The following is a 23,555-nucleotide window of genomic DNA, read 5'->3' on the forward strand; positions in this document are numbered from 1 at the left end:
CGTCGGCCGTCGGTCAGGGCATCCGTTCGTACGCGGGCACGGTCAGGAAATCGGCGAACTCGTCGACGACGGCGACCTCCAGGAACAGCGCCCGGGCGTCGGCGTAGTCACCCGGAGCACCGGGTAGTTTCCCGATCTCCTCGTCGGCGATCCGTTCGACCAGCTCCCGGGTGACCCGCTCACCGGTGTCGTCGAGGGTGACGTCGTTGTGCAGCCACTGCCACACCTGGCTGCGCGAGATCTCGGCGGTGGCCGCGTCCTCCATGAGGTTGTAGATGGCCACCGCGCCGGAGCCCCGCAGCCAGGTGGCCAGGTACTGCACGCCGACGCTCACCGCGTTGCGCAGCCCGCCCTCGGTGTGCTGCCCCGGGGTGGACCGGACGTCGAGCAGGTCGGCGGCGGTCACCCGGACCTCGTCGCGGGTGCGGTCGAGCTGGTTCGGCCGCTCGCCGAGGACCTGGTCGAAGACCTCCCGGCAGATCGGCACCAGGTCGGGGTGGGCGACCCAGGAGCCGTCGAACCCGTCGGTGGCCTCCCGCGTCTTGTCGTCCCGGACCTTCGCCAGCGCCGTCTCGTTGACCTGCGGGTCGCGGCGGCTGGGGATGAACGCGGCCATCCCGCCGATGGCGTGCGCCCCCCGCCGGTGGCAGGTCCGCACGAGCAGTTCGGTGTACGCGCGCATGAACGGCACGGTCATGGTCACCGAGTTCCGGTCGGGCAGCAGGAAGTCGGCGCCCCGGGTGCGGAACTTCTTGATCACGCTGAACATGTAGTCCCACCGGCCGGCGTTCAGCCCGGCGGAGTGCTCGCGTAGCTCGTAGAGGATCTCGTCCATCTCGAACGCGGCCGGGAACGTCTCGATCAGCACGGTGGCCCGGATGGTGCCGCGGGGGACGCCGAGGCGCTCCTGGGCGAGCAGGAAGACGTCGTTCCACAGTCGCGCCTCGAGGTGGCTCTCCATCTTGGGCAGGTAGAAGTAGGGGCCGGCGCCGCGGTCGAGCTGCCGGCGGGCGCAGTGGAAGAAGTAGAGGCCGAAGTCGACGAGGCTGCCGGAGGTGCGCTCGCCGTCGACCAGGATGTGCTTCTCGGTGAGGTGCCAGCCGCGCGGCCGGACCACGATGGTGGCCAGCTCACCGTCGTGCAGGGCGTACTGCTTGCCGTCGGGCGAGGTGAAGTCGAGCTTGCGGTCGATCGCGTCGCGCAGGTTGAGCTGGCCGGAGATGACGTTCTCCCAGAGCGGGGTGTTGGCGTCCTCGTGGTCGGCCAGCCACACCTTCGCCCCGGAGTTCAGCGCGTTGATGGTCATTTTGGCGTCCGTCGGGCCGGTGATCTCCACCCGGCGGTCGACCAGGCCCGGCGCGGGGTCGGCGACCCGCCAGTCGGACTCGCGGACCTCCCGGGTCTCGGGGAGGAAGTCGAACAGCGCGCCGCCGGCCAACTCGGCCTCGCGCCGCTTGCGCCGGTCGAGCAGCTCGCGGCGGCGGGCGTCGAAGGCGCGGTGCAGGTCGGCGAGGAAGCGCAACGCCTCGGGGGTGAGAATCTCGTCGTACCGGGGGTGCATCGGCCCGGTGACCTCGATGCCGTCAGGGTTGGCCATCGACTCGCTCCTCACCGTGATATGTGTCGCGATCTATCCGGTGGTGCTCCAGCCGACTGTAGTTCTCGCTGGTCATGGCCGCGAGTTGAGTGACGGCACAGTCGCCGGGAACGGTCGATCCACTGCGGCGAGCGGTGCCGGACCTGCGGTGAACGGCGAACGGTCGGGTCGGGGGCCGCCGCCATCCGCGTCGCGGGGCGCTCGCCGCGTCTGCGAAGCTGGCGATGATCGCACGTTCGGGGGGAGAGCCGACCATGACGACTGACCGACAGGACATCACTCATCTGCGGCGTTGCGTGGCGCTGGCCGCGGAAGCCCTGACGGAGGGCGACGACCCGTTCGGGTCGGTCCTGGTCGGCGCGAGCGGAGACGTGTTGGCGGAGGCCCGGAACCGGGAGACGTCCTCGGCGGACCCCACGGCGCATCCCGAGCTCGCCCTGGCGCAGTGGGCGGCCGGACACCTGCCGCCGCCGGCGCGGGCCGCCGCGACCGTCTACACCTCGGGCGAGCACTGCCCGATGTGCGCGGCCGCCCACGCGTGGGTCGGGCTCGGCCGTATCGTCTACGCCGCGTCGAGCTCGCAGCTCGCCGCCTGGCGGGCGGAGTGGGGCCTGCCGGCCGGGCCGGTGGCCGTGCTTCCCGTCACCACCGTCGCGCCGGGTGTCCCGGTTGCCGGCCCGGTCGCTCCACTCGACGAGGAGATGCGGCTCCTGCACGAACGCGCGGCGAACCGGCGCGTGGCGCAGTAGGGACCGTCACCAGCGGGTACGGATGTGCCAGCGGGTGCGGTACACCGGTTGGCCCCGATGTGGGATGAAGGCGATCGCCATCATCCCGGCGGTCATGACGGCGGCGACCGCGAGCAGCGGCAGTCCTCGCATCAGCGGCGCCGCCAGCGACAGGACGGCCACGCCGATGGGCAGCCGCCACGGCAGAGACCGGAACACCACCAGCGCGTACACGGAGCGGCCGGCGAGGAACACCAGCGGTCCGGCGGCCACGATGGCCAACTCGGTGGAGTTGACCTCGCCGACGGGGTCCCTGGCGACCAGGTCGCCACCGGCGGCGACCAGCACCACCCCGGCCACCATGACCAGATGCGCGTACGCCGCGACCAGCGCGATCCGGCCGGGGTCGGTGGCCTTGTCGATCCCGGTGGCGAGATGGTCGGCGACGTAGACGATGTAGATCCGCCACATCGTCACGGTCATGACGAAGAGCAGGACCACCCCGGCCGTCCGCAGGGACGCGAACGGAGCGTCACCATATTGCCTCGCCCCGACCAGGATGATCTCGCCCAGCGTCACGATGAACATCTGCCGGTAGCGTTCCGCAAGGTGCTCGCCGCCCACCCGCAGCTCCTCGGCGTTCGAACGGCCGAGCCGGGGCAGCGGATAACCGAAGAGGCCGACCGCGAAGTCCGCCGTGATCGCCACCGCCCAGACCACCAGCCGGGCCGAGCTTGGCAGGAACGCACCGACCAGCCAGAGCACGCCGGTCAGGCAGAACCAGATCAACACCCGCATCGGCCGCCTCTGCAGGGCGTGACCGCGCAGGGCGGTGACGAGGATGAGCCCGCGCCAGAGGTGCAGGCCCACGTACGCCCCGGCGAAGGCGATCCCGTCGGCCCCCTCGAACGCGCTGCTGATGGCGAGTGACATCAGCAGTCCGCCGAGCAGCACGCCGAGGACGATCCACTGGACTATCGGCAGCTTGGGGTCGTACCAGTCGGTGGTGTACGCGGTGACCGTCCAGACCCACCAGATCGCGGCGAGCAGGACCACCGTTTCCAGCGCGTGATTCCAGCCGAGGCTGCCGGTCAGCCGGTCGGTCAGCCGCATGAGCGCGACGATGAGGCCCAGGTCGAAGAGGAGCTCCAGGTAGGAGATCCGGCGGGGGCTCTCCTGATCGCGCAGGATCCACCCCGACCGCGCCCGTGCCACCGCCCCGTCTCTCCGGACAATCCCGACCAATTCGTACCATGTCCGGAGGGGTGGGTAAGGCGTTGCCGCACTATCCGGCCCGGGCCGCCGCGGTGGACGCACAGCCCGATCCGGAACATGGTCGATGCTCCGGCCCGAGCCCAGCGTGTCGGCCCATCGGACGACCGGTGGGATTCACAGGTGCAGGGCGGGCCGGTAGATGAGCTCCTGGGTGCGACCGTCGAGTGTCCGGCTCTCCAGCAGCTCCAGGTCGAAGTCGGCCGCCCCCTGGAAAACGGGTTCCGTCCCGGTCTGACCGCTGATCACCGGGAAGATGGTCACCTGGACGCGGTCGACCAGACCGGCGGCCATCAGCGCCCGATTCAACGACAGGCTGCCGTGCGAGCGCAAGGGCACCGCGGACTCCTCCTTGAGCCGGGCGACGACGTCGACGACGTCACCGCCCACGACGGTCGCGTCCGGCCAGTCGAGCGGTCCTTGCAGCGTGCTCGACACCACCGGCCTGCTCACCCCAGTAGCCGCCCCAGCTGCCGCTGTTGGTGCCGAAGCCATCGAGGCTGGAGAAGACGTCGAAGGTGTAGGTGGCGGTCATGATGTTCCCCTTGCGCGAGTGAGTTCCGTACGACGGGTCTGCAGGAAGGCGCGCTCGGTCTCGTTGGTGGCCAGCGCCACGGCCTGGTCGTAGGCGGCTCGGGCCTCCGCCTCGCGTCCGAGCCGGGCCAGCAGTTCGGCCCGGGTGGCGGGCAGCCGGTGGTAGGCCGGGAGGTCGATGTCCTCCAGCGCGGCGAGGGCCACCGCCGGCCCGTGCACCTCGGCGACGGCGACCGCACGGTTGAGCGCGACGACCGGGGTCGGCACGAGCGCGAGGAGCTGGTCGTACAGTGCCAGGACCTGCGGCCAGTCCGTGGCGGCGCCGTCGGTGTGCACCGCGCTGATCGCGGCCTGGATCTGGTACGGACCCGGCCGACCACGCCGCAGGCAACGGCGGACCAGGTCGTGGCCCTCGGCGATGAGCGCCCGGTCCCACAGTGACCGGTCCTGGTCGGTCAGCGGGACCAGTTCGCCGGTCGGGCCGAGCCGGGCCGGGCGGCGCGCCTCGGTCAGCAGCAGCAGGGCGAGCAGGCCGAGGACCTCGGGCTCGTCCGGCATCAACGCGGCCAGCTCCCGGGCGAGCCGGATCGCCTCGGTGCACAAGTCCGTTCTGATCAGCGGCCCGGCGGTGGACGCGTAGCCCTCGTTGAACATCAGGTAGAGCACGGTGAGCACGGGCGGCAGCCGGTCCGGCAGCTCGTGTTCGGCGGGAACCCGGTAGGGGATGCCGGCGTCGCGGATCTTCTTCTTGGCGCGCACGATCCGCTGGGCGACGGTCGCCTCCTGGATCAGGTAGGCCCGGGCGATCTCCGGTACGTCGAGACCGCCGAGCAGGCGGAGCGTGAGGGCGGTCCGCGCCTCCGGAGCGAGGGCCGGGTGGCAGCAGGTGAAGATGAGTCGCAGCTGGTCGTCTTTCACCGGTCCCACCTCCTGGGGCTCGTCCGGTTGGCGCAGCAGCAGGGCCTGGGCGTGCCGGGCCTCGCGGGTCGACTCCCGGCGAAGCCGGTCGACGGCCCGGTTGCGTGCGGCGGTCACGATCCAGGCGCCCGGGTTCGCCGGCGGGGACTGCCACTTCTGCAGCGCCGTGGCGAAGGCGTCCTGGACCGCCTCCTCGGCGAGGTCGAGGTCACCGAGGACGCGGGCCAGGGTGGCGACGCAGCGGCCGTACTCCGCCCGGTAGATGCTCGCCAGGTCCATGACCGTGACCGGCTCCCGTTCAGGCCTGGGACAGGTCGTCGAACGGGCGCACCTCGACCGGCCCGCACGCCGCCGCGCACTTCTCGGCCCAGGCCAGCGCCTCGTCCAGATCCGCACACTTGATGACCCAGAATCCGGCGATGTGCTCCTTCGTCTCGGCGAACGGCCCATCGCTCATGGTGGTGCTGCCGTTCTCGACCCGGACGACAGTGGCGCTGTCCGGCGACAGGAGCCCTCCCCCGAAGACCCAGGCACCCGCGGCCCGCAGTTCGTCGTTGATCCGATCGGTCTCCCTGAACACCGTCTGCATCTCCTCGTCGGACGGCGCCGGCGCGCCCTCGACGAAGTGCACGGACAGCAGATACTGCTTCATGACGCGATCCTCCGGTAGCTCGACGGTGGGACAGTGACAGGTCAGGCGGCCAGCCGGCGCGCGACGGCGGGGATCATGATCGCGGCCGCGACCAGGTGGGTGAGCATCAGCAGCACCTTGGTGGCCACCCCGGCGTCGGCGATCACGTCCGGCACCAGCGACAGGACCGTCAGCACCAGCGTCGTGCGGACGAACGTCCGCCGCGGGCGCCGGGCGAAACGGGACAGCAGCGCGGCGATGACCACGCCGATCAGCGAGAAGACAACGGTCAGCACGCCGAACCCCGCCACCGGGATCGGGGCGCCGGCCAGGTCGAGGCTGACCCCCGCCCCGTGGCCGGCGGCGGCGACGGCCATGGTGGCGGCGCTCGCGGCGACCGCGGCCACGACACCGGTCCGGATCAGCGCACCGAAGGTCGAGGCGGTGGCGTGGGTCGTGTTCACAGTGGTGGTCATCGTGCCCTCCAGTGGGTGTGTGGACCGGCTCGGTGCCGGGCTCTCACCAGGACGACGAAGAGAACCCACCCCAATCGACAGCACGCCCACATTTTCTTCGAAGAATTTCGCCTCCGGTGTTCACCGAGGTGGTTCCCGCGCACGACGGACGAGCCGACGACAAGCCGGTGACCCGCGGCACCGATGAGCCGCGCGGACCGTCCGAACCCAGCATGCGCGCGCAGCCGCCCGCCGCGCTGTTACGGCGCGCCCGGAGCCCGATCCGGGTCGGCGGCGTCAGCCGAGGGTGAACCGGAAGAACCGGGGACGGTAGTAGACGCCGGTCTTCCGGGTGAACGGGCCGTACGGCGAGCAGGACGTCCAGGCGTTGATCTGGCCGCTGAACGCCTGGGTGCTGTCCTGGCTGAGGAGCAGGGGGTGCCGCAGGCGCGGCCTGCGGCACTCCTGCGGTCAGCACGGCGGCGGCCTGCCGGCGGCGGCGCCGGCCCGAGCCGACGCGGGCCGCTACTTGCCGGACCAGGACCAGAGGTAGCTGAGGTCCATGATGTAGTACTGCTCCAGGTAGCCACCGGACGCCGAATGCGAGCCTGCCTCGGCCCAGTCGAAGTTGCACCTGACCCAGGTGCCGTAGCCGTGGTTGTTCCGGCAGAGGCGGTCGCTGACGCCGTTGGCAGAGCCGACGTAGCCGATCGCGGCGTAGCCGTCGGCCCTGCCATCCCTGACGTAGACGTAGTCGCCGTCGTAGTCCACGCAGACCGACGTGGATCCGTAACTCAGGCCCGCCGTCATGCACTGGCCTTCCACCAGCCCGGCCGCCACGCCGGTCTGGCAACTCGCATAGTCGTACTCGCACGTCTTGTAGTAGTTGTCTTCGGCCATGGCCGCGGCCGGCAGGGCGAACACAGCGACCAGGGCGGCCACCATCAGGACCGCGCCGCGCCGGAAAGCCCGGTTCAGCTTCTGGCGCAGCCGAACAATGGAAAGTCTCAAGAGGACGGTCCAATCTAGAGGGTCGGTGCCGCGTTATGCGATCACCGCACTCTATATACAGCGGATGGACGCGCCGTTCCACCGAATGATCACGAAGACTGCCCGCTGGAAAGCCTCAGCCGCCGGCCGGGGCGTCGGCGGCGGCGCGGAGGAAGGCGCGGACCAGAGGTGTCTCGCCGGCGCTGCGCCACACCGGCGCGTACCGCAGGACCGGTCCGTCGGTGATGGGCAGGAAGGTGATGTCCCGACGCAGCCGCGTGACGGCCGAGTACGACCCGATGGGGGAGACGACCTCGCCCCCGCTGATCGCCGCGAAGGCCTCCGCGAGGGTGGCCACGGGGGCTCCGGACCGGATCGGCCTCCCGGCCGGTGTCACGGACGGGGTGTGCCCCTCCCACACGTAGTCCGGGATGGGGCCGTCCGGATACACCACCGGATGGTCGCCGAGATCCTCCATCTCGACCCGGTCGCGGCCGGCCAGTGGATGACCGGGTGCGACGGCGAGCACCAGCGGCTCGGTGAACAACTCTGGCCCCACGACGAGGTCGGGCTCGCGGACCGGTAGCCAGAGCACCCCCACGTCCACGCGGCCGGACCGCAGCCCGCCGAACGGGTCGCTCGGGAGGATCTCGCGCAGGCGCAGCTCACACTGCGGATGCCGCTGCCGGAACAGGTCGAGAACGGCCCCGATCTCCTGGGCGTGCGCGTCGAACGTGCCGACGGTCAGCGTGCCGACCTGCCCGCGTGCGGCGGCGACAGCCTCGTCGATGCCGGCCATGATCTCGCGGTAGCCCGCGTCGAGCCGGGCACGAAGCTGCGCGCCGAGCGGGGTGAGCCGCACGCTGCGGCTGGTCCGCTCGAACAGGGCGCCGCCGATCCGGCGCTCCTGCTGCTTGATCGACTGGCTGACCCGCGCCTGCGACACCCGTAGGCGTTCGGCCGTACGGCCGAAGTGCAGCTCCGTGGCCAACGTCAGAAAGATCTCGATGTCGCGCAGCTCCACCCGGCCCCCTCCCCCGCACGCGACGCGTCCGCATCCCGCACGGCGTATGCGGCCCAGAAGTCTACGGTCGTGGCGGGGACGCGACCGCGGAGCCACGGAGCGGGCGCGATAACCACCGGCTTATCCGGCCATTCGATCTTTCGCATTGTTCGGCATCCGGGGGCCGGGCGATCGTGGTGGCCATGGAAGCACTGGTCGACGTCGCGGCGGTGCCGGGTCAGCCCCGGACCTCGCGCTGGCGGGCCCTGGCGGCACACGGGTCGGTGGTCGGTACCGCCGCCCTGTGGCCGATCAGCCCACTCGGGCTCGACGTCCTGCCGCCCAGCCACCCGGCCGCCGATCCGGGCGCGGCCGAGCTGCGACTGTACGTGGAGCCGGAGTGGCGGAGGCGGGGAGTCGGCTCGCGGCTCCTGACCGCGGTCCGGGAGCACGCCACCGAGCCGCGCCTGGTGCTGGACGTGGCCGCGGGCTCACCGGGCGAGGCGTTCTGCCTGCGGCACGGCTTCCGGTACACCCGGTCCCGGCGCCACGACCTGCTCACCTACTGTGACGTGCACCAGGCGTGGCTGGGTGAACTGGTCGACGCCGAGCCTCCCGGATACCGCCTGACCCACTGGACCGGCGACCTCGCCGACGCACCTGGGGTCGACGAGCTGCTCCGAAGCCCGAGCCGTCCCGGCAACGCCCTGCTGACCGCCGCCGACGCGGACGGTGACCTGGCGGCCTACGCACTGGCGGTCGTCGGCGCGCGCGCCACGCCCCGCGCCCACCAGTACGGACCGGCCGTGCTCCCCGGCCACCGCGGGCGGCCGCTGGGCCGCTGGGTCACCGCCGCCTTGATCCAGCGACTGCGCGAGGTCCACCCCCACGTCGCCGAGATCGAGGCGGTAGGCGCCGAGGACGACCGACGTCTGCTCGCCACACGCAGGCACCTCGGCTTCCGTCCCCTCCGGCGAACGCACCGCTACGAACTCGCCCTGTCCTGACCGCGGACACCGGGGACGCGCACCATCGGAATGAGGTTCGTCATGACCAGCCCGAGACCGTGGCTGCTCGCCGCCACCGCCCTGTGTACGCACGCCACCGGTCGACGACCGCTTCACGACCGATCGGATCTCGTGCAGGACCGGGTGGGCCGGCTCGTTCCTCGAACCACCCCACCGGTGTCCCGGTATCCGTGGAGGTGTCGCCGGGCGGCACCGGCCGGCGCCAGGGCCCCGCCGGGATACCTCGACGCGAGCGGACAGGGCCTCCGGGCGTGGACCCGGGGGCCGTCCCGCCACCGCCGACGGCGTCGGCGGCGGCGGCCCCTCAACCCCAGCCACCCGACCGAACAGCACCTCTTCGACCCGTACGGCGTGGACCGGCATGGTTCCGGTCGGCGACACGGCCCTGGCCGTCACCGACACCGGCGGCCCCGGTGTCGCGGTGGTCTACCTCAACGGCCAGTTCGCCACCCCAGGGGTACTGGCGGCGGGTCATCGCGGAACTGGGGACGGGGTGGCGGCGCATCACGAGCGGCCGGCCGGCCGTTGAGCATCGGGGTCTACGTCCCGGGGCTGATCACCGCGGGAGAGCAACTCCTGCTGGAGACCCTCTGACACCGGCCGCGCATCCACCGAGGGCCGCTGCCCAGCCGCAATCAGTGGATAGAGTCCGCGAAACGAGACGACCGATTTTCGCCAGCGCATTCGGACGTCGTCGGCCAGTCTGTTAAGCATGATCACGCGTTCGACATTGACCGACCTGGCCGTGCTGCAGGGCATGTACGCGGCCGAAACGAAGTACCTCGCCGCAGGCGGACCAGGCACCGCGGACTTCGGGCCCCTCGCACCGTTCTTTTCGCCGGACGTCGTGCTTCACCAGGCAACAAGCCTCCCGTACGGGGGCACCTGGCGGGGACATGAAGGTATGGAACGGTTCTTCCTCGCGATGAGCCAGACGTGGGACGTCTTCGAGATGGTCGAACAGCACTTTCTGGCCACCACCAGTCCACTCGTCGTACTGACCTACGTCCACGCACGCGCCCGAACCACCGGACGCGAACTCGATTTCCCGATCTTGCAGACGATCACCGTTGAGGGTGGGCGGATCACCGAGGTTCATCCTTTCTACTGGGACACCGCCGCAATCGCTGACGTCTGCACAGCACACCCGCCGAACGGCTCCTGAAACGTCTGCTCATGGCACCCCTTCATGTCACAGGCACCGCCGACACCAGGGGTTCAGATCACGTGGGCGCCGCGGTGGACCGTGTGTGGGATCTCCTGCTGAGGCCGGTGCCGGGGCGCCGGTCGAAGGGGTCCGCCTCATAGGCTGGTCGACGTGAACGGTTCGAACGCGCCTTCCTCGAGTGACCGGCGGCAGGCTGAGCTGCGTGAGTTTCTGCGGAGCCGGCGGGCCCGTCTGTCGCCGGGCGATGTCGGCCTGCCCGACGCCGGGCGCCGGCGGACTCCCGGGCTGCGGCGCGAGGAGGTCGCCGTGCTGGCCGGCGTGGGAGTGTCCTGGTACACGTGGCTGGAGCAGGGCCGCGACATCAAGGTGTCCGAGGACGTCCTCGACGCGGTCGGCCGCACGCTTCGCCTGGACCCGGTCGAGCGTGCCCACCTCTACCGGCTGGCCGGCCTCAACCCGCCGGAGGCGCGATCCGAGCCCTCGCTGCCGGCCTCGCCGGAACTGCTACGGCTGCTGGATGCCTGGGCACCGCGGCCGGGCTACATCCGCGACCGGCACTGGAACTTCGTGGCCGTCAACGACTCGGCCCGGTTGGTGTTCGGCTACGGCGACATCGACCACAACTGCCTCATCTCGTTCTTCACCAACGCCCGCTACCGGATCCGTCACCAGCATTGGGCCGAGACGGCACCGGCCGTGGCGGCCAGCTTCCGCGCCGACGCCGCCCGCCACCCGGACGACCCGGAGTTCGATCGGATCGCCGCGGAACTGGCCGCCGCGAGTCCGGAGTTCGCCGAGCTGTGGGATCGCCACGACGTGGGTGAGCACACGAACGCGGTGAAGGCCGTCGACCATCCCGACGCCGGGACGCTGGTCTTCGACGCCACACTGCTGCCGCTCCCGCAGCTGCCGGACCACAATTTGATCCTGCACAACCCGCGCCCGGGCACCGGCACCGACGCCCGGCTGGAACAGTTGATGCGCCAACGCAGCCTGGTGGTGACACACCCAGGATGAGCTGACTCTGTCTCGCCTCCCGCGGTTGCCGCACGATCGGCGCATGACCAACCAGGAGACGTTCATGAAAGCCGTCACCATCCCGGAGTTCGGCTCGGCCGAGGTCCTCCGCCTCGACGAGGTGCCCGTCCCGCAGCCGGGTCCGGGACAGGTGGCCATCGACGTGGCGTACGCGGGAGCCAACTTCGCCGAGGTCCTCTACCGGCGGGGCGTGGTGGACGTACCGTTGCCGTTCGTGCCCGGCATCGAGGTTTCCGGCCGGATCCGCGCCCTCGGCGCGGGCGTCGAGGATCTGTCGGTGGGCCAGCGGGTGGCCGCCCTGACGATCGTCGACAGCGGCGGTTATGCCGAGGTGGTGACCACATCGGCGGACCTGGTGGCCCCGCTCGACGACCTGGAGATCGACCTGGCCCTGGCCGCCGCGTTGCCTTCCAACAGCACCACCGCCTTCCTGGTGCTCGATCGGGTGGCCCGCATCGAGCCGGGCGAGACCGTCCTGGTTCACGCCGCGGCGGGTGGGGTGGGCAGTCAGCTCGGGCAGGCCGCCCGGCTGCTCGGTGCCGGACGGGTCGTCGGCACGGTCAGCAGCGACGCCAAGATTCCGGCGGCCAAAGCCTTCGGCTATGACGAAGTGATCGTGCGGGACCAACTCGCGACGGCGGGTGAGTTCGACGTCGTGGTCGACATGGTCGGAGGCCCGGCTCGGCACGCCAGCCTGGACCGGCTGGCCCCGATGGGACGCCTGGTGGTGATGGGGAACGCGTCCGGAGCCGAGGATGTCGGTATCCCGGCGAACCGGTTGTGGTTCACGAACAAGACGGTGTCCGGTTTCAACCTGGCCGCCTTCTCCGCCGCCTTCCCCGCCGAGGTGGGCCGTGTGCTGCGCCGCGCGGTGACGGCAGCGGCAACCGGTCGGCTACGGGTCGGGGTGGAGGTGCTGGCGCTGGACCGGGCCGCTGAGGCGCACCGCCGAATCGAATCCGGCGCTACCACCGGCAAGCTCGTGCTCCAGGTGGAGCGGCATGACTGACCGGTCATGGGCGTAGTGCCGGCTTACCGACCGTGCTCCCGACCGCCGGCTGGGCTCTCCGCACAGCGACCCAGCCGGGTCGGACCACCACCTCCGTCCCGCAAGAGTCCGTCAGCGAGATCCTCGGCCACCTCGCGGGGGTGAGTCAGGTGTGGGTGATGGCCCTGGCCTAAAGCATGCCGGATACGGACCGTGACGCCGGCCGTCCGCGACGGCTTTTGTGCCGGTCATCCACTTGCCGATGAACGCGCGCCTGGTCTTCAGCCCCTGGCCATGCGCTGGTGGTGCTCGGCAAGTTGCTTCAGGTTCAGCAACTGCCGTCGAGCCATGACCAGGTCGCCGACGGACAGCCCGAGCGCGGCCCAGCGGGTCGTCTGCATGACGACCTTGAGCAGCAAACGCGTCTTGTTCTGCTCCTCGGGCACGAGGACGTAGGACATGTAGGCACCCATGATGGTGCCCGTCAGCTGTTTGCCGGGGTCGACCGAGACGATCCTGCCCCGCTTCCGTCCGCCAGCAGTGGTGAATGCTTCTCCGACTTGAGGCTCGGGTAGGCCCACCAGCTGTCGAGGCGAGCGGTGGCCGAGGTTGTCGATCCAGTCATAGGAGTACGGCGCAAGCCTCACTTGGGCAACCCACGGCCACACCGCTTCGGCGGGCGCCTCAACCCCAACCCCCCGCCACGCCTGCAGGGCGGGTGAGGAGACGAAGTCGTCGCACGGATAGGACCGCAACATCTCACTGTTAGTCACGCCCCACCGGTTACCGATCATGCACCCATCTTCCACCGGGTCGGCGGCGCCCGGGCGTCCGGATCTGGCTCCCCTCTGTGTCAAGACACCGCCGGGAAGCTCACCGACTCGGCGCGCCCGAGCCGGGCAGCGGCCAGGACGTCCCGGACGAAACGGGTGCCGTGCGGGTGGTGCGCCGAACGTTTCGGCCCGCGAGGCGTGCGGCCTGGTAACGGCATCGCCCGACCATGTACCATCTGGTACATGAATTACGAAGAAAGCACGACGACCAGTGCCGGCCTGGACCGCGCATGGGCGGCCCTGGCGAACGTGACGGCGTATCCGAAATGGACGAAGTCCATGACAGCCGTCGAGCCGCTCGATGCTCCCGTGCTCGCGGTGGGCAACCGCTTCCGCATCCGACAGCCGGGCCTGCCACCGGGGGTGTGGCGGGTCAGCGACGTCCGCGAAGGCGAATCCTTCGAGTGGGAAGCGAAGAGCCCCGGTGTTCACACGCTCGGTTACCACCGGCTGAGGGCGAACCCGGACGGGACGACCACGATCACCCTCGGCATCCGGCAGAGTGGCGCCCTCGCCTGGCTGGTCGGGTTGTTCATCACCGGCAAGACCCGGCGGTACGTTCGGATGGAGGCGGCGGGGACCAAGGCGGCCGCCGAGGCGCAGGCGCCAGCAGACGAGGGTACGGCGTCCACCGGTGGGCGGTGACGCCCGCGATGCGCTGCTCGACCGGTGCGTAGATTTCCTGAAGCAGGGCGGGTTCAGCCAGCTCAGCCTGCGCGAGATCGCAGCGGGCACAGGCACGAGCCACCGTATGCTGATCTACCACTTCGGCAGCCGGGAAGGCCTGCTCGCCGAGGTCGTCCGGCGCATCGAGGCCGAGCAACGGCTCGCGCTCGCCTCGTTCGCGACCGAGGTCGACGACCCGGTCGAGGTGAACCGTTGGTTCTGGCGGCGGCTGGCTGATCCGGCACTGGCGCCGGCGGAGCGGCTCTTCTTCGAGATCTACTCGCAGGCGCTGTACGGGCGGTCGTGGACGGAGTCGTTCCGCGCGTCCGTCATTGCTGCGTGGGCCGGGCCTGTCGAAGAAATGTTCATCCAGCTCGGATTCGAGCCGGCCGACGCCCGTCAACGTGCCCGGCTCGGCCTCGCCGTGGCCCGCGGCCTGCTACTGGACCTGCTCATCACCGGCGACCGTGAACTGCTCGACGGTGTTGCTGAACTGTTCGCACAATTGGTGACCGCGCCTCCTTCGACCTGAAGCGGGTTCAGGGTCGAGATGGACGACGAGTGGCTCAGGTCGAGGGGCCGGCCTCACCGTGCTCGCCCGGAGCTGTCTCAGCAGGGGTGACAGGCGCGCCGCGTCACGGTTCGCCGCCGAGGCGGTCGGCCTGCTCCGCCGGAGAGCGGGGAGGGAACAGCCCGCAAGCAGGCTGTCGAACCGGTCGAAGGCCGCCCGAGTCGTGTCGCGCGGCCTTCGACCTAATCGCGTTTACGCCACCGGCATGTCCCGGCGGCGCAGCCCCACGAGTCCGGCTACGCCCTCAACATCTCCGGCAGCCGCGGCGACCCCTGGCTCGACTGCACGTCGGTGATCACGACAAGCGGCGACCTCTACCGATTCGACAGGACCTATAACAGGCTTCGACCAGCAACCGGCACCGGTGGTTTCTCCGAGTGTGCACGCGGGTGAGCTGCAAGTAGCGGCAGCCCTTGCCCGGCGCGGCCAAACGGTGCCCGCGCGCGGACGGTGTTCTGCCTGTCTCGCGGGCTTCCTGCCTGCGGTTCCCTCAGGGACAGGCGAGGTCGCCCTGCATCGGCCCGATCTGGACGCCATGGTGATGGCTCGAAGGGCCAGCGGTGGAAGGCCGTTGGCCCTTCGAGGTCAAGCTCCGTGGGCGCGCGATGCGATGCCCTTGGGTCGAGGCGGGAACGCGACCGTAGGCCGGTGGAGCTAGTTGGTCCGTTCGCCAGGGCGGTCGGCGAGCTTGAGCCAGACGGCGCCGGCAATGATGAGGGCGAGCCATCCGGCCTTGGCTGGGGTGAGGGTTTCGTTGAAGAACACGGGGCCTAGTAGTGCGGCTCCGGCAGCGCCGATTCCTGCCCACACGGCGTAGCCGATGCTGACTTCGATGCTGCGCAGAGCGAGGCTGAGGGCCCAGAGGGTGAGCAGGAAGAACACGACGGCTACGAGTGACCAGTGCCAGACGGTGAAACCGCGACTGCCACCGACTGACAGTGCGTAACCGACCTCGAAGGCTCCGGCCAGGAGCAGGGTGAGCCAAGCGGCGCGCGAGGAGTGCGGCGGTGTCGTCATGTGGCGTTCCTTTCATGGTGGGGTGGGTGGCGTCCTGTCGCCGGGTCAGGCGGCGCCGGTGAGCTGCAGACCTGCGACTCCGCCGATGACGAGGGCGATGCCGATGGCTTTGCGCCAGGTGAGTCGCTGTCCGAAGAGCAGCGCACCGAGCAAGGTGATGCCGATGCCGGCGAGCGAGGTCCACACGGCATAGCCGACCCCGACGTCGAAGGTGAGCAGCGCCCGGCTGAGGAAGTAGGTGCCCAGCCCGCCGGTGAGGAGCGTGGCGATGGTCCAGCCACGGTGTGCGAAGCCTTGGGCTTTGCCTGCACAGATCGCGACAGCGATCTCGAAGACGATCGCGATCGAGAGGTAGAGCCAGTGCATGGGTGTCCTTTCAGAGCATGGAGGTTTCGGTGCCCGGCACGGGGATGCCGCGCAGTTGCAGGTAGCTGGCGAACGGCTCGAGACGCTGGGGCACCGGTCGGTGCTCGGCCCGTTCGACCAGGGCTCTCTGGGCGGGGGTCAGCACGTCGAGACCGCCCCGGTAGTCGAAGCCCCAGGCTGCGGCGGTGTCCTGGTCGACCGCGTAGATGACGCGCGCGATGCCGTGGTCGGCGGCAAACCGGTAGCAGAAGGTGCAGGGTTCGCCGGTGGCCAACAGGGTCGCGCCGTGGAGAGCATCAGGGCCGTGGCTGGCCGTCATCGCACGCATCGCGACGACCTCGGCGTGTGCGGTCGGATCGCCGGTCTTTCGCACCTGGTTGACTCCAGGAGGAGAGACGGTTCCGTGAGTGGTGACGACAACGCCGACGAACGGGAGCCCGCCCTGCGCGACGTGGCGGCGGGAGTGGGCCACGGCCTCGGTGAGCAGCCTGGTAAGCGAGTCGTCGCCGCTCATGCCACGCCCCTGACGGCTTCTTCGTCGAGGGCGCGGGTGATCACGCTTTCGGTGGCCACACCCTCAATGCGTCGTCGCCCGACGACGATGGTGGGCACGACCGTGATCCGCATGGCCGTGGACTCGGCCAGAGCCTGCTGGTGCCGGCGCGCATAGGTGTCGTCGTCCAGCGCATCGAGGTAGCCGACGCGGTCCAGACCGACATCGACAGCGAGGTCGGCGAGGGTGTTCCGGTCGCCGATGTCGCGGTTCTCCCGGAAGAAGGCCGTCATCACTCGCCGGTGATAGGCGTGGGCTGCGCCGTGATCGGCGGCGTACTGAGCCCCTCGAAAGGCGGTGGCGGTGTAGGGCTGCGGTGAGATGCTCGGCAGCGTCATGGGCACGTGGTAGCGCTGCGCCATCGGGTAGACGGCCCGGGCCCAGATGTCCGGCAGGTATGCATCCTCAGGTCGCAACGTGGGCGTCGGATAGGGCCGGAGCTCGTGCGCGTGATGGACGACTTCGACATCGGCCCGGTCGGCGATGGCGCGCTTGATGAGCTCGTCGGCAATCAGACAGAACGGGCATACGTAGTCTGACCACAAATGAATCTGCATCATGGAGACCTCCTCGTGGGGCCGCATACGCTGTGGCGCGGCCCCACCAGGGTCGAACTTCACACCAGTGTCAGGTGCAACCCTTCGCAGGGAAGCTAGGGCAGGAGGCATCGTGCGCATCGGCGAACTCGCGCAGGCCACCGGCGTCAGTGCGCGATCCTTGCGCTACTACGAAGAGCAAGGCCTCATCCGGTCCACCCGCACCCCGGGAGGATGGCGAGACTTCGAGGCCGCCATGGTCGAGCGCGTCGTCATGATTCAGCATCTCCTGGCCGCGGGGCTGTGCAGCACCACCATCGGTGAGCTGCTGCCCTGTCTCGAGGCACCCCCCGAGGAGCGCACCGGGGTCATGGAGATGCTCCTGGCCCAGGAGGTCCAGAGGCTTGAGGCCGCTCGACGCGACATCGACCGCGAGCTCGAAGTGTTGCAGGCGCTGAGGCGAGACGTCAGCCTGTCCCCGACGACGTAGCGGCCCAGCCGGCGGCAGCGCATCCGCATCCTGATGTCGGGCGATATGCCAGGGCTGGCGCGGCGGGCGGGCTCGGTGGTGTGATGCCGTACGAGCCGAACCCGCGTGGTGCCGCACGGCGGCCAGGCAGCGGGCGGCGGCGCAGCCGGTGCCTGCGCGATGGCGATCCCGAATCCGCCGGGGCGAGGCTCCCGGTCGAGGCATCGGATCTTGGTGCTGGACGCCGTGACGGACTGGCGACGCCCGGACGTCGTCTTCGACGGCCGAGCCGAGATCGATCTAGGCGGGCGTGCCGTCGAGCCGTGGCACTTCGGGCCGGGCAACGGGCCCGGCGACACCGTGGTGCACGTGCCCGAGGCCAGGACCGCCTGGACGGGCGACCTCCTGTGCCACGCGGGTATCGCTCACATGCTCCTGCAGGGCGGCCCGCGGCCCTGTCTACGGACGCTGCGGGCCATGCGTCAAGCGCTGCACAATCTGGCCACGATCGTGCCCGAGCACGGCCCGATGTGCGACGCGGGCACCGCCATCGATGCGCTGTCGGTGTATTTGGGGCGGCTGTATCAGGACATCGGCCGCCAACGTCCAGAAGGGACGCTCGCTGGAGGAAACCGTACGCGCCTGCACCGATCCGTGGACGCAGTCATTGGATCCCGCACTGATCAGCGCGCTGTCGGCGTACCACCTGGCGGCGGTGAATCGAGCGAGCGATCGGTGACCCTGCCCGGCGGCGGCGCGTCGACATGAGCGCCAGCGGCGGGTTTGCCGCTCATTCGAGCGTTCTATTCGTCGACATCCGCGATCATGCGACGGACGCGATCAGGATACCGGTTGCGCCTTCGGCGGGCCGGGCAGATCGGGCATGCGGCGTCGGTCGAGCCAGATGGTGGCCAGGATGGGCGTAAGTCCGGTCCAGAACAATATCTGCGGCAGCGTACGCGTCGTCCAGGGAACCTGCGAGATCAGCAGGGCGCACAGCGTCGCCACGACAGCCTGAGCCAGCACGATCCGCGCCCAGGTGTGCCGCCGTACCAGCGACCGCACGTTCAACTGGACACCGGCACGCAGCCGGCGGTAACGCCGCCAGGCGCCGAACCCCCAGATGGCGGCCATCACGCTCAGCGTCCACAGTCGATTGAGCAGCGGCACCGGCAACTCGCGCGCCGGTTGCCCGTCGGTGACGAAGAGGTCGACCGTGACGGCTGCCGCCGCAAGGCAGATCAGGGCCAGCCACCGAGTCCCGCGCAGCAGGCGGTAGGTCGACCGGTCGAGTCCGCGCCGCAGCCCCGGAACGTCAGGAGCGACGGCGAGCGCGTCGGCGTACAACTGAGTTGCCTGCTGCGCGCCGACGCCGGGCCCGTGCGCCCGTTGCTCGGTGACCAGAAGCAGCGCTCGCTTGTTGGCCGGGTCGATGCGCAACACCTCGTGCAGCGCCCATTGGGCGGTGCCGACGTCGTCGGATGCGGTGGCCAGCCACAACGCCTCGTACCCGCGCACGCTCTCCGGGTCCAGCCGGATGGCCTCCCGAGCCTCCCGCACCGCCTCGGCCCGGCGGGCGGGCACATAGGCGAGAAGTTCGCCCAGGGCCGCGTGCACGGCGCAGTTGTGCGGGGCGAGCCGCAACGCCGTACGCAGGGACTGCTCTGCCTGGTTCCACCGCTGCGCCTTGTCCAGGTGGCTGGCCCCGCGGAGCACCCGGGCATGCATGACCAGAGCGTTCAGGTTCTCCGGGTCGCAGGCGAGGGCGTGCTCGAGCGCGGTCAGCGCCTGCCGGTGGTCACCGGCGCCGCGGTGGCATCGAGCCAGCTGGAAGAGGGCGTGCGAGTCGCCGGGCTCGTCGGCCAGACGCCGGGCCAGCAGCACGGTCGCCTCGTCGTACCGGCCGAGCTCGATCAGCGAATCGGCCTGTTCCACCGTCGCGTGCCAGCTCACAGCATGCGCCTCTTCTTCAGATAGGCGAGCAGGTCGTCGTACATGCCTGCCTCGTTGGCGTACATCGCCACGTTCCGGGCCGTGGCGAACCAGGGCTGCGTCGAGGGCGTGATGGCCTTCGCCGCGGCGAGCAGGTCGGACATCCCGATCATGCGGACCGTGCCGGTGCGCGCCGAGTCGAGCAGGGCCGACTCGGCCGCGCTTTCGCACAGGTGGGCCAGGTCGGCGCCGGACAGACCCTCGGTGACCTTGGCCAGCTTGGCCACGTCGATTCTCTCGATCGGCCGGTCCCGCAGGTGGTAGCGCAGGATCGCCTCGCGCGCCTCGGTGTCCGGCGGCAGCACCAGGATGGTGCGATCCAGGCGTCCCGGGCGGCGCAGTGCCACGTCGACATCCCAGGGCACGTTGGTGGCGGCCAGCACGAACACACCCTCGTTGGCGGGCGCGTCAACCCCGTCGAGCTCGGTGAGAAGCTGGTTGACGGTGTTGCGCATGCCGCTGTTGCCCGTCCGGCTGCGCTTGCCGCCGAGCGCGTCGAGCTCGTCGAGGAACACCACGCAGGGCGCCCGCCGGCGGGCCGCGGCGAACACTTCGTGCATGTTCCGTTCGGAGTTGCCGATCCACATGTCCAGGACGTCATTGATCGAGACCGAAAGGAAGCTCGCCCCGAGCTCACCGGCGACGGCCCGGGCGATGAAGGTCTTGCCACATCCGGGTGGGCCGTACAGCAGCAGTCCGCCTCGCAGGCTCTTGCCGTACAGGCGGCGCAGCTCGGGATTGCGCATCGGCGCCAGGAAGGCGGCCTCCAGCCGCTCCTTGACCTCCCGCATGCCACCGACGTCCGCGAGGCGCACCGCGCCGGGCTCGTTCACCTCCCACGCATCGGCGTCGCCCGGGTCTCCCGATCCGTCGGCGGCCAGCGGCGGCTCCACGAATCGGGGCGGCACCAGATCGCTGACCTGCTGTTCCGCCGCCCGCCAGTCGAATGCCGGCCCGGCAGCGCCGGGCTCGCCGGCGGCAGCGCCGGGCGGCGCGGCCTGCGCTTCGGAGCTCACGCCCATCGCGCGGGCCATCAGCCGGCGGGCGTCGGCGTCCGCCGGCGCCCGCTGCAGCGCGGCCGCGATCTCGGTCACCGCGGCTTCGTGCTCGCCGGATCCCAGCAAGAGTTCGGCCAGATGCAATCGCAACGGCACGTCGTCGGGCGCGGACCCGACCGCTGCCCGCAGACTTCGGATCAGAGGGGAATCAGGCACGAGGCACTCTCTCGATGGACTGAGGCGACCCACAACGGCGGGTCGGTACGCGCGCGAAACGCCTTCGGTCGCGGACGGCCTGGTCTCCGAGGGTCACCTTCCACGGGATCGTGAGGCCTTCGGAGGCAGTCGCGCACGTGGTGGCGGCGCCCTTGGCGCCGACGATGTTCTTCGGGCAGCTCACGGTGGTCTTGCCGGGCGCTTGCGCCGACTGCAGCGTCTTGCGGCGTGGTTCGTAGGCCGGGTCGCCGGACAGGGATGCGTTCGCGGCCGGTGACGAACCGGGCTCGACAGACGGTGTCATGTCCGGCTGGCCGAGCTCATGGGAGAGCGTGCAGGACTCGCCGCCGCGGGGGCCCCGGCCTTGTGCGTGTCGGACGCGGCGCCGTCGCCGACGCATCCCGCGGCAACCAGGCCGAGTGGCGCAAGTCCACCGAGCGCCATGATCGATCTTTTGCGCATGGCCCGTGATCCTATTCAATGCCCGCACATGGCGTTCGCCTCGCCGTGGCCCGCATTATCGCGGGCCGGTCCTCGACTGCACGAGGGACGACAGCGGATGCGGCCGGCGGCGCGGCTCGCACCCTTACGCACGGAAGGCGGGCGAACGGGCAATGACCAGTCAAGCAAGATCTGACCCCGGCCAGGCGCTCGCCCGCTGCCAGAAAGGCGCTACGCCTTCTGGTCGCGCTCCCTGATGGCGGCCTCCACGAGGGCCCGGGCGGCCCATGTCATGGCCTCCCGCTCAGCCTCGGGGTCGAGTCCGCGGACGTCACGCAGGGCTATCTGCGCCTCCCAACCGACCACCATGGTCAGCGCGGAGATGAGGCGTTGGTAGGCCGGCTCGCCCAGACTCTCGCGCAGCGGCTCGCAGGCCTTGTCCAGCCACTCGAGCCGCCGCTGGCTGCGTCGGGGGCCGATCGCCTCGGCGGCGCCGTCGGCGGGTCGGTCGACGGTCAGGCGGATCATGCGGCGCCCCAGGGGTAGCGATTGCGGCGAGTAGTTCAGCAACGTCTGGATGAGGGCGTCGACCCGCCCTGCCGCGTCGTCGGCGAGCGCGGGATCGGACAGCGCGGCCTCCACCGGCGGCTCATTGAGCGCGCCGGCCGTCGCGTCGACGAGCAGCTCGTCCAGGGCCGGGAAGTACATGTAGATGGTGCGCCGCGACACGTCGGCGGCAGCCGCGATCTCGTCGACGGACGGCGTCGATCCGAGCGTGCTGAGGCGTACGGCCGCATCGATGATCGCCTTGCGGGTACGGCGCCGCTGCGCCTCCCGACCACCGCTGCGGACCGGTCTTTCCGTCGTCATCGGCGATGCCGTCCCTCCCTGGAGCCTGTGTTCACGACCGCCTTGACGGCGATCGAAGCCGAGTATACCGTCATGCATTAGTTGCACGTAAGTGCAACGAGTGCACATGACGGCAGTCAGAGGGCTGTCGCCGTGAGCCCGCTCGCGGCTCCGCTCGCAAGGCGCGCAGCGCCGGGCGGCCCGGGCGGACATGCCCGAAGGTGGGAACAGGAGAATCAGGAGACGACCATGAGAGTGCTGGTAGCAGGAGCGACCGGAGCGATGGGCAGGCAGCTCGTACCGCGCCTGGTGGGCGCCGGGCACGAGGTCTTCGCCATGACGCGCAACGAGTCGAACAAGGCCGCCCTGTCCCAACTCGGCGCGGTGCCGGCCATTGCGGATGCGCTCGACCGCGGTCAGGTCGAGTCCGCCGTGCGCGAGGCGAAACCCGACGTGATCATCCACCAGCTGACCGCCATCGGGCACATCGACACACGCCACTTCGAGCGCAGCTTCGCCGCCACCGACCGGCTGCGCATTGAGGGCACCGACAACCTCCTGGCGGCGGGGCGCGCGGTGGGAGTGCGGCGGTTCGTGGCGCAGAGCAACGGCGCATTCACCTACGCGCGGACGGGTGGGCCGGTGAAGACCGAGCAGGACCCGCTCGACCCGTCGCCGGTCAGCCAGATGGCCCCGATGATCGCCGCGATCCGGCACCTGGAGAGCGCCGTGCTGGGCGCCGATTGGACCGAGGGGATCGTGCTTCGCTACGGCGCGTTCTACGGACCGGACACCTCGATGGCGCCGGGTTCCGCGCAGCTCGAGGCGATCCGCAAGGGCAAGTTTCCGATCGTCGGCGACGGCGGCGGCGTATGGTCGTTCGTCCACGTCGCCGACGCGGCGGAGGCGACGGTCGCGGCGGTCGACAGGGGCGCGCCCGGTGTCTACAACATCGTCGACGACGAGCCCGCCCCGGTCGCCGAGTGGCTGCCGGAACTGGCCCGCAAGCTCGGCGCCCGGAAGCCCATGCGGGTGCCGCGGTTCGTCGGGCGGCTGGCCGCCGGGGAGCCGGGCGTCGTGCTGATGACCTTCGCGGAGCGTCGAACGCCAAGGCCAAGCGCGAGCTGGGCTGGCGGCCGGCGCACCCGTCCTGGCGTCAGGGCCTCCAGGTGTCATGACTGCCGGCCGAAGCACACGCCGACGAGGCTGACGCAGTTCGGCGACGCCGGTGGCGGCATCGGTGGGCCTGGCGGGAAAGGCCCCCGATGCCGCCGGCGGTGTACGAGCCTCAGCTCGGTGAGGCGCGGTACAGCCGACAGGTGGCGAGGATGGTGAGCCGATGCAGGTTCTGGCACAGCGTCCACATCCCGGCCTGCGCGGTTTCGGCCGGAAGCTGGTACGCCGACAGCGCCCGCACCAGAGCCGGATCCAGCGCCTGCGCCCAGGGGTCGGTGCAGTCGCCCATGGTTCCCGCCAGCGATCGTCCTTGTTGGACGGCGGCGGCGACCCGCTCCAGGTACGCGGTGAGCGCGTCCACGGCGGCGGCCGCGTCACCCATCGGTCCGTGCCCGCCGACGATGGTCTCCAGGTCGCGCAGTGCCTGACGCAAGGCGCGCAGCGTCCGGAGGTAGGGTTGCGGGCCGCCGTCGAGCCGCTCCTTCTGACGGACAACCAAGGCTGCGGACGGTCGCTGGTGCG

Annotated in this window: 29 protein-coding genes; 11 read left to right on the forward strand and 18 right to left on the reverse strand. The window is 70.4% G+C overall.

Going from position 1 to position 23,555, the window contains the following annotated elements; all coding sequences use genetic code 11:
• Nucleotides 1-13: 13 nt before the first annotated feature.
• A complete protein-coding gene (gene aceB / locus ACZ6PY_RS05295; protein WP_466069482.1) occupies nt 14-1,597 on the reverse strand; it encodes a malate synthase A in 1,584 nt (527 codons plus the stop codon).
• 254 nt (nt 1,598-1,851) lie between these two features.
• On the opposite strand from aceB, the gene ACZ6PY_RS05300 reads away from it, so the two are divergent.
• A complete protein-coding gene (locus ACZ6PY_RS05300) occupies nt 1,852-2,346 on the forward strand; it encodes a nucleoside deaminase (protein WP_466069484.1) in 495 nt (164 codons plus the stop codon).
• A gap of 6 nt (nt 2,347-2,352) precedes the next feature.
• Here the strand turns inward: ACZ6PY_RS05300 and ACZ6PY_RS05305 are convergent, their stop codons facing one another.
• The 6 genes from ACZ6PY_RS05305 to ACZ6PY_RS05330 all read right to left on the reverse strand — a co-directional run bounded on the left by ACZ6PY_RS05305 (nt 2,353) and on the right by ACZ6PY_RS05330 (nt 6,156).
• Nucleotides 2,353-3,540: a low temperature requirement protein A gene (locus tag ACZ6PY_RS05305; protein WP_466069486.1), complete on the reverse strand. Its 1,188-nt coding sequence runs from the start codon at nt 3,538-3,540 to the stop codon at nt 2,353-2,355.
• Between the two features lie 174 nt (nt 3,541-3,714).
• Nucleotides 3,715-3,987 carry a dihydrofolate reductase family protein gene (locus tag ACZ6PY_RS05310; protein WP_466069488.1) on the reverse strand — a complete coding sequence of 91 codons (273 nt, stop codon included), beginning with the start codon at nt 3,985-3,987 and terminating at the stop codon, nt 3,715-3,717.
• Entirely contained in the window at nt 3,977-4,132 is a 156-nt protein-coding gene (locus tag ACZ6PY_RS05315) for a hypothetical protein (protein WP_466069490.1), read from the reverse strand. Before ACZ6PY_RS05315 ends, ACZ6PY_RS05310 begins: the two co-directional genes overlap by 11 nt.
• Nucleotides 4,129-5,328 carry an RNA polymerase sigma factor gene (locus ACZ6PY_RS05320; RefSeq protein ID WP_466069492.1) on the reverse strand — a complete coding sequence of 400 codons (1,200 nt, stop codon included), beginning with the start codon at nt 5,326-5,328 and terminating at the stop codon, nt 4,129-4,131. Before ACZ6PY_RS05320 ends, ACZ6PY_RS05315 begins: the two co-directional genes overlap by 4 nt.
• 19 nt (nt 5,329-5,347) lie before the next feature.
• Nucleotides 5,348-5,701, reverse strand: a complete 354-nt coding sequence (locus ACZ6PY_RS05325; RefSeq protein ID WP_466069494.1) for a YciI family protein — start codon at nt 5,699-5,701, stop codon at nt 5,348-5,350.
• Nucleotides 5,702-5,742: 41 nt separating this feature from the next.
• Nucleotides 5,743-6,156: a DUF6069 family protein gene (locus ACZ6PY_RS05330; RefSeq protein WP_466069495.1), complete on the reverse strand. Its 414-nt coding sequence runs from the start codon at nt 6,154-6,156 to the stop codon at nt 5,743-5,745.
• 116 nt (nt 6,157-6,272) lie between these two features.
• On the opposite strand from ACZ6PY_RS05330, the gene ACZ6PY_RS05335 reads away from it, so the two are divergent.
• Nucleotides 6,273-6,446, forward strand: a complete 174-nt coding sequence (locus ACZ6PY_RS05335) for a hypothetical protein (RefSeq protein ID WP_466069497.1) — start codon at nt 6,273-6,275, stop codon at nt 6,444-6,446.
• A gap of 214 nt (nt 6,447-6,660) precedes the next feature.
• On the opposite strand, the gene ACZ6PY_RS05340 is transcribed toward ACZ6PY_RS05335, so the two are convergent.
• Nucleotides 6,661-7,146 carry a hypothetical protein gene (locus tag ACZ6PY_RS05340; RefSeq protein WP_466069499.1) on the reverse strand — a complete coding sequence of 162 codons (486 nt, stop codon included), beginning with the start codon at nt 7,144-7,146 and terminating at the stop codon, nt 6,661-6,663.
• A 115-nt stretch (nt 7,147-7,261) separates the two neighbouring features.
• Nucleotides 7,262-8,149: a LysR family transcriptional regulator gene (locus tag ACZ6PY_RS05345; RefSeq protein ID WP_466069501.1), complete on the reverse strand. Its 888-nt coding sequence runs from the start codon at nt 8,147-8,149 to the stop codon at nt 7,262-7,264.
• A gap of 182 nt (nt 8,150-8,331) precedes the next feature.
• Between ACZ6PY_RS05345 and ACZ6PY_RS05350 the strand changes: the two genes are divergently transcribed.
• The 4 genes from ACZ6PY_RS05350 to ACZ6PY_RS05365 all read left to right on the forward strand — a co-directional run bounded on the left by ACZ6PY_RS05350 (nt 8,332) and on the right by ACZ6PY_RS05365 (nt 12,371).
• Nucleotides 8,332-9,135 carry a GNAT family N-acetyltransferase gene (locus ACZ6PY_RS05350; RefSeq protein WP_466069503.1) on the forward strand — a complete coding sequence of 268 codons (804 nt, stop codon included), beginning with the start codon at nt 8,332-8,334 and terminating at the stop codon, nt 9,133-9,135.
• Between the two features lie 733 nt (nt 9,136-9,868).
• Nucleotides 9,869-10,321, forward strand: coding sequence for a nuclear transport factor 2 family protein (locus tag ACZ6PY_RS05355; protein WP_466069505.1), 453 nt, complete (start codon nt 9,869-9,871; stop codon nt 10,319-10,321).
• Nucleotides 10,322-10,474: 153 nt separating this feature from the next.
• On the forward strand, nt 10,475-11,341 hold the full coding sequence (locus ACZ6PY_RS05360) for a helix-turn-helix transcriptional regulator (protein ID WP_466069507.1): 867 nt from the start codon (nt 10,475-10,477) through the stop codon (nt 11,339-11,341).
• Between the two features lie 43 nt (nt 11,342-11,384).
• Nucleotides 11,385-12,371, forward strand: coding sequence for a quinone oxidoreductase family protein (locus tag ACZ6PY_RS05365; protein WP_466069509.1), 987 nt, complete (start codon nt 11,385-11,387; stop codon nt 12,369-12,371).
• A gap of 260 nt (nt 12,372-12,631) precedes the next feature.
• On the opposite strand, the gene ACZ6PY_RS05370 is transcribed toward ACZ6PY_RS05365, so the two are convergent.
• Nucleotides 12,632-13,144 (reverse strand): polyketide cyclase, encoded by a 513-nt coding sequence (locus tag ACZ6PY_RS05370; protein ID WP_466069510.1) that lies wholly within the window; start codon nt 13,142-13,144, stop codon nt 12,632-12,634.
• A gap of 222 nt (nt 13,145-13,366) precedes the next feature.
• Here ACZ6PY_RS05370 and ACZ6PY_RS05375 point away from each other — a divergent pair, with 222 nt between their 5' ends.
• A complete protein-coding gene (locus ACZ6PY_RS05375; RefSeq protein WP_466069512.1) occupies nt 13,367-13,828 on the forward strand; it encodes an SRPBCC family protein in 462 nt (153 codons plus the stop codon).
• Nucleotides 13,818-14,381, forward strand: coding sequence for a TetR/AcrR family transcriptional regulator (locus ACZ6PY_RS05380; RefSeq protein ID WP_466069514.1), 564 nt, complete (start codon nt 13,818-13,820; stop codon nt 14,379-14,381). Before ACZ6PY_RS05375 ends, ACZ6PY_RS05380 begins: the two co-directional genes overlap by 11 nt.
• Nucleotides 14,382-15,074: 693 nt before the next feature.
• On the opposite strand, the gene ACZ6PY_RS05385 is transcribed toward ACZ6PY_RS05380, so the two are convergent.
• Genes ACZ6PY_RS05385 through ACZ6PY_RS05400 form a run of 4 tightly spaced genes read right to left on the reverse strand, consistent with a single transcriptional unit; the run spans nt 15,075 to nt 16,916 of the window.
• Nucleotides 15,075-15,437, reverse strand: coding sequence for a DMT family transporter (locus ACZ6PY_RS05385; RefSeq protein ID WP_449851731.1), 363 nt, complete (start codon nt 15,435-15,437; stop codon nt 15,075-15,077).
• Between the two features lie 45 nt (nt 15,438-15,482).
• Nucleotides 15,483-15,803 carry a DMT family transporter gene (locus ACZ6PY_RS05390; RefSeq protein WP_425189802.1) on the reverse strand — a complete coding sequence of 107 codons (321 nt, stop codon included), beginning with the start codon at nt 15,801-15,803 and terminating at the stop codon, nt 15,483-15,485.
• Between the two features lie 10 nt (nt 15,804-15,813).
• Entirely contained in the window at nt 15,814-16,317 is a 504-nt protein-coding gene (locus ACZ6PY_RS05395) for a nucleoside deaminase (protein WP_466069517.1), read from the reverse strand.
• Nucleotides 16,314-16,916 carry a DsbA family oxidoreductase gene (locus ACZ6PY_RS05400; RefSeq protein ID WP_466069519.1) on the reverse strand — a complete coding sequence of 201 codons (603 nt, stop codon included), beginning with the start codon at nt 16,914-16,916 and terminating at the stop codon, nt 16,314-16,316. Before ACZ6PY_RS05400 ends, ACZ6PY_RS05395 begins: the two co-directional genes overlap by 4 nt.
• 109 nt (nt 16,917-17,025) lie before the next feature.
• Between ACZ6PY_RS05400 and ACZ6PY_RS05405 the strand changes: the two genes are divergently transcribed.
• Both ACZ6PY_RS05405 and ACZ6PY_RS05410 read left to right on the forward strand, forming a co-directional pair.
• Nucleotides 17,026-17,382 carry a MerR family transcriptional regulator gene (locus ACZ6PY_RS05405; RefSeq protein WP_466069521.1) on the forward strand — a complete coding sequence of 119 codons (357 nt, stop codon included), beginning with the start codon at nt 17,026-17,028 and terminating at the stop codon, nt 17,380-17,382.
• Between the two features lie 213 nt (nt 17,383-17,595).
• Nucleotides 17,596-18,129, forward strand: a complete 534-nt coding sequence (locus ACZ6PY_RS05410; protein ID WP_466070740.1) for an MBL fold metallo-hydrolase — start codon at nt 17,596-17,598, stop codon at nt 18,127-18,129.
• A 72-nt stretch (nt 18,130-18,201) separates the two neighbouring features.
• Here the strand turns inward: ACZ6PY_RS05410 and ACZ6PY_RS05415 are convergent, their stop codons facing one another.
• From ACZ6PY_RS05415 to ACZ6PY_RS05425, 3 genes are all read right to left on the reverse strand, one after another.
• Entirely contained in the window at nt 18,202-19,314 is a 1,113-nt protein-coding gene (locus tag ACZ6PY_RS05415) for a tetratricopeptide repeat protein (RefSeq protein ID WP_466069523.1), read from the reverse strand.
• A complete protein-coding gene (locus tag ACZ6PY_RS05420; RefSeq protein ID WP_466069525.1) occupies nt 19,311-20,567 on the reverse strand; it encodes an ATP-binding protein in 1,257 nt (418 codons plus the stop codon). The genes ACZ6PY_RS05415 and ACZ6PY_RS05420 overlap by 4 nt, the downstream gene beginning before the upstream one ends.
• Nucleotides 20,568-21,239: 672 nt before the next feature.
• The gene (locus tag ACZ6PY_RS05425) at nt 21,240-21,878 is read right to left on the reverse strand and encodes a TetR/AcrR family transcriptional regulator (protein WP_466069527.1); all 639 of its coding nucleotides are present in this window, start codon (nt 21,876-21,878) and stop codon (nt 21,240-21,242) included.
• A gap of 228 nt (nt 21,879-22,106) precedes the next feature.
• On the opposite strand from ACZ6PY_RS05425, the gene ACZ6PY_RS05430 reads away from it, so the two are divergent.
• Nucleotides 22,107-23,192 carry an NAD-dependent epimerase/dehydratase family protein gene (locus tag ACZ6PY_RS05430; protein ID WP_466069529.1) on the forward strand — a complete coding sequence of 362 codons (1,086 nt, stop codon included), beginning with the start codon at nt 22,107-22,109 and terminating at the stop codon, nt 23,190-23,192.
• Here ACZ6PY_RS05430 and ACZ6PY_RS05435 read toward each other — a convergent pair.
• Nucleotides 23,146-23,532, reverse strand: coding sequence for a hypothetical protein (locus tag ACZ6PY_RS05435; protein WP_466069530.1), 387 nt, complete (start codon nt 23,530-23,532; stop codon nt 23,146-23,148). The genes ACZ6PY_RS05430 and ACZ6PY_RS05435 overlap by 47 nt on opposite strands.
• Nucleotides 23,533-23,555: the final 23 nt, after the last annotated feature.

Source organism: Micromonospora sp. NPDC048907 (assembly GCF_055586885.1).

Coding starts and splice junctions, on each gene's coding strand:
- aceB (WP_466069482.1), bottom strand. CDS start 1,597: ATGGCCAACCCTGACGGCATCGAGGTCACCGGGCCGATGCACCCCCGG.
- ACZ6PY_RS05300 (WP_466069484.1), top strand. CDS start 1,852: ATGACGACTGACCGACAGGACATCACTCATCTGCGGCGTTGCGTGGCG.
- ACZ6PY_RS05315 (WP_466069490.1), bottom strand. CDS start 4,132: ATGACCGCCACCTACACCTTCGACGTCTTCTCCAGCCTCGATGGCTTC.
- ACZ6PY_RS05320 (WP_466069492.1), bottom strand. CDS start 5,328: ATGGACCTGGCGAGCATCTACCGGGCGGAGTACGGCCGCTGCGTCGCC.
- ACZ6PY_RS05325 (WP_466069494.1), bottom strand. CDS start 5,701: ATGAAGCAGTATCTGCTGTCCGTGCACTTCGTCGAGGGCGCGCCGGCG.
- ACZ6PY_RS05330 (WP_466069495.1), bottom strand. CDS start 6,156: ATGACCACCACTGTGAACACGACCCACGCCACCGCCTCGACCTTCGGT.
- ACZ6PY_RS05350 (WP_466069503.1), top strand. CDS start 8,332: ATGGAAGCACTGGTCGACGTCGCGGCGGTGCCGGGTCAGCCCCGGACC.
- ACZ6PY_RS05355 (WP_466069505.1), top strand. CDS start 9,869: ATGATCACGCGTTCGACATTGACCGACCTGGCCGTGCTGCAGGGCATG.
- ACZ6PY_RS05365 (WP_466069509.1), top strand. CDS start 11,385: ATGACCAACCAGGAGACGTTCATGAAAGCCGTCACCATCCCGGAGTTC.
- ACZ6PY_RS05370 (WP_466069510.1), bottom strand. CDS start 13,144: ATGATCGGTAACCGGTGGGGCGTGACTAACAGTGAGATGTTGCGGTCC.
- ACZ6PY_RS05375 (WP_466069512.1), top strand. CDS start 13,367: ATGAATTACGAAGAAAGCACGACGACCAGTGCCGGCCTGGACCGCGCA.
- ACZ6PY_RS05385 (WP_449851731.1), bottom strand. CDS start 15,437: ATGACGACACCGCCGCACTCCTCGCGCGCCGCTTGGCTCACCCTGCTC.
- ACZ6PY_RS05390 (WP_425189802.1), bottom strand. CDS start 15,803: ATGCACTGGCTCTACCTCTCGATCGCGATCGTCTTCGAGATCGCTGTC.
- ACZ6PY_RS05395 (WP_466069517.1), bottom strand. CDS start 16,317: ATGAGCGGCGACGACTCGCTTACCAGGCTGCTCACCGAGGCCGTGGCC.
- ACZ6PY_RS05400 (WP_466069519.1), bottom strand. CDS start 16,916: ATGATGCAGATTCATTTGTGGTCAGACTACGTATGCCCGTTCTGTCTG.
- ACZ6PY_RS05425 (WP_466069527.1), bottom strand. CDS start 21,878: ATGACGACGGAAAGACCGGTCCGCAGCGGTGGTCGGGAGGCGCAGCGG.
- ACZ6PY_RS05430 (WP_466069529.1), top strand. CDS start 22,107: ATGAGAGTGCTGGTAGCAGGAGCGACCGGAGCGATGGGCAGGCAGCTC.